Below are 3,621 nucleotides of genomic sequence, written 5' to 3' on the forward strand. Positions count from 1 at the left end.
CGGCCAGGCGGGGAGCGCCCTGTTCCATGGCCCACTGGCCCAATATTTTATAGTAGGTTAGGGCATTGAACTGGCTGCGCTCGGCCAGATCCTGCATGGCGGCAAAGGCACCGTAATGATCGGGCAGTCGGTAACGTAATAGGGCATGGGCCAGGCCCCATTGTTCTTCCATGGGGCTGAGGCGGGCCTTTTCAAAGCCCTGTTGGGCTACGGTTACCAGCAGGGTATCGGCAGGGCGGCCCTGCAGCGCCCAGTTGAGCAGGTAAGCCGGTGCGGCAAAGGAGCTGTCGCTGCCCAGGATCTCCAGCGGGGGGTGCAGCTCCCGGAGCCGGTAGCCCTGCCGGTTGGCCAGGGCCAGCAGATTGTTCTGCAGAGCTAGGGTGGGGCGCGTATCCCAGCTCAGCAGGCTGTCGGGCGAGAGGCGAATGCCCCGTTGGGCCAGTACGGCCATCATGTTGGCCAGGGCGGCATCTTCGCTCTGGCCATCGGCAGCGGCGGCCCGCAAAAAGTAAAAGGCCGAGTCTGTCAGCTGGGTATTGCCATAGTTAAGGCCCAGGTTGTTGTAGAGGGGGCCGGCATTGGGAAACTCCCGGATGCCCCGGCGCAGCGTAAAGAGCGCCTCAAAGAAAAGGCCCTGTTGCTGGTGCAGGTTAGCCAGGTTGGCAAAGGCGAAGGGGGTAGGCTGCCGCTCTACGGCTTCGCTTAGGTAGCGTGTGGCGGGCCGGGGCTGGTTGGCACTAATGGCCAGCGAGGCCAGGGCATAGTTGGAGCGGTGGTTGCGGAACTGGTACTGCCCGCCCAGGCGGTAGTAGTTTTGAGAAACGATCAGGTCGCCCTGCACAGCGTACAGATCGCCCAGGCCATTGTAATAGCCGGCCATGGGCTGGAACAGGGCCCAGTTGCCCCGTACGGCCACAAAGCCCACCAGGATGATGAGCCCCATGAGGCGGGCGGTGAAGAGCGGCATCAGCTGGGGTTTGTACAGCACCCGGTATACCCGCTGATTTTCCCGCAGCAGGCCGTAAAAGTTGGCAATGATGTAGAGGAAAAGGGCAAAGCCAAATCCCAGCTGGCTGTAGAGAATGGCATCTTCAAAAGTTTCCAGCAGGGGGTCGTTGGCCGTGGCGGCGGCATAAGCCAGGGTAGTGAGGGTCAGGCAGGCCAGGGCCACATAAAGAAACAGGCCGTAAGGTTCAAGCACCAGCGCGCCTCTCAGGTGTTCGGCGCGCATGCGCAGCGTCCACAGGCCGGCCAGGATGCTGATGATCAGGATCCAGAAGGGGCCCAGGTAGTAGATGCCCAGGTCCAGGTACTGGCGCTCCTCCAGGTAGTAGAGGATAAGGTTGAGCAGAAACAGGCCCGAGGCGATCATGAAATGGCGCAGGCTGCCCCGGCTGCCGGGAGTGGCCGAGGCGGTGATCAGGTAGAGGATTCCGGCGATGATCTCGGGACCTATCAGAATTAGCAGGAGCGCTGAAAGGCCCAGCCAGGCCGGCAGGCCGTAATTGACCACATACAGGTAGGGGTAGGGCACCGTAGCCAGCTGACCCAGGGCCAGTGCCAGCAGGGCCAGCACGGCGGCAAAGGAGGCCAGGCGGATCAGGAAGGAGGTCTGCGGGCGCAGGGCATGAAAGAAATAGCTCAGCGGCAGCAGCAGGGCAAAGACCGCCACCATAGGGGTATTATCGAAACGCCCCATCACCCCCAGCTGCTCCAGCCGCAGCAGCACCACCAGCCCGCAAATGGCGGTAATGCCGATAAAGTACCACAGGCGGCTAAGGGTGGTAAGGCAGGCCAGGATCACCGCAAGGGCGATCAGGAAGAAGGTAATGCTGATGGCCGCTGCCGTCAGGTTTACCTGCAGGGGGCTGCCCCAGAAAGTTTGCTTCACCACATAGGTATCTACCTGCAGCTGTATGGGCAGCAGGGGGTGCTCCAGCGGGGGCAGGAGTACCTGTATGGGCTCCAGCAGGGGGTGCTGCAGCCAGCTGATCACAAAATCGGGGCTGTAGAGTAGCGAAATAATGAAATAAAGAATGCTGCCGGCCAGCAGAACCAACAGCATGATAAACAGAATCCGGTAGGGCGTGCGCCAGTGCTTCCAGTAGGCAAGATCGTTCATGAGCAGGGGGTGGTCCTTACGTTTGGTAGGCAGAAGTAGTCAGTATCTTTTTGGGTTATGCTCCCGCCGGGCCAGGAGTGTGGGCTTCGGCTGGCTGCGGGCGCCTGTCGTCATGGGAGTTCCACTTCTTCAGTTCGGCATCGATCAGAGCGTAGAGTTCCTGCTGCAGGCGGGGAATGTCGTCCAGTGTCAGTCCGCGCGTTTGTATAGGCGGATGCACCACCATGCTGCACCGCCTGGGATAGAGCAGGTAACGCCCGTCATCGGGTAAAATTATCCAATTATGGGGAATTGTGACAGGCAGTATTGGGATTTGTTTCTCGATGGCTACCCGAAACGGGCCTTCCTTAAAGCGGGCCATCTGCGGAGGGCTGTCGGTAAGTACGCCCCCTTCGGGAAACATTACCAGGCTGTTGCCCTCGTCGATGGCCTGCATGGATTTTTTAAGGGCCTTGTAGCGGTCTTTGAGCGAGTTCCGGTTTACGGTAATGTGCAGTTTGCGGAACATATAGCCGAACAGGGGTATTTTGCTCAGGGATTCCTTGCCCACAAACATAAAGTGAAGGGGCAGCAGGCCCATGCTCACAATGTCCAGGATGGAAAAGTGGTTGGCGCAGATCACATACTGCTGTCCCCGCCTGGGCCGGTAGAGGTAGCGGATGCGCCAGGGCACCCCGCTAAAGCCCAGAAAAAAGGCCGCCCACAGCCAGTGCAGCCAGTGCAGAAAGGGGCGCAGGGGCCGCACAAAGATCAGCAGCAGAAAAAAAGGGAACAGCAACAGAAACCCCAGCCCAAACATAAAGAGCGAGTAGGTGGAGTAAATACGGTGCAGCACTCTTCGGATCATCCCTAAATGTAGTGGTAGTATGCTTGCATACCAAAAAGAAAGCGAGGGAATTATATCCCTCGCTAGTGAAAATTTAGGGCAATATTTCTCTAAAAGCGATAATACACAAATATAGATGAGGCCGGACGTAGGGAGAGGTTACCATTCCAACCGTTCTGATCAGTGATTAAGGTTTCAAAATCTGCACGGCTGCTCTCATAGCTTCGCTTGATATATGATGCGGTAAGTAAGCCTGAAGCTTCAGTAGAGATGTAAAGCCTCGGCAATATAGTAAACCCGAGCCCTAGAAAAGGACGAATGCCTCCACCTATTGAATAGGTGTCATCCTGTTGGATGGCTGTGCTATTCGGATCTGAGGTGTTTGTGTGGGTATACTGTCTCATAGAGCCTAATAGTAACAGGTCACCACCATATAGCAAAAACCATCTGTTATTCAGGGTGTTACGTTTTTCAATCCCTATTGAGGGACTTAAGCTTATGTAGCTGTCTTCAATTTTGTATCTATTATCTGGATTGGGAAAATACGTATTTTGATACCCATACAAGCCCAAGCCCCATCTGATCCAGCTGTTGTTTCGCTCCTTTTTCATGAGCAGTTCAACAGGGCTGCCAGAAGAGTTAAAAATGTTGTTGAGAATAATGCTGGTACTAA

The 3,621-nt window shown here is 56.4% G+C and carries 3 protein-coding genes; all 3 read right to left on the minus strand.

From position 1 onward, the window contains the following. Positions 1-2,122 (minus strand): tetratricopeptide repeat protein (locus tag ADICEAN_RS20475; RefSeq protein ID WP_040398607.1); only part of this gene is annotated, 2,122 nt, incomplete at its 3' end. A gap of 55 nt (positions 2,123-2,177) precedes the next feature. Further along, positions 2,178-2,969, minus strand: a complete 792-nt coding sequence (locus ADICEAN_RS20480; protein WP_009197591.1) for a lysophospholipid acyltransferase family protein — start codon at positions 2,967-2,969, stop codon at positions 2,178-2,180. A gap of 89 nt (positions 2,970-3,058) precedes the next feature. After that, on the minus strand, positions 3,059-3,621 hold a 563-nt coding region (locus tag ADICEAN_RS22460), incomplete at its 5' end, for a hypothetical protein (RefSeq protein ID WP_236612974.1).

Source organism: Cesiribacter andamanensis AMV16, from assembly GCF_000348925.1.
Taxonomy (GTDB): domain Bacteria; phylum Bacteroidota; class Bacteroidia; order Cytophagales; family Cyclobacteriaceae; genus Cesiribacter; species Cesiribacter andamanensis.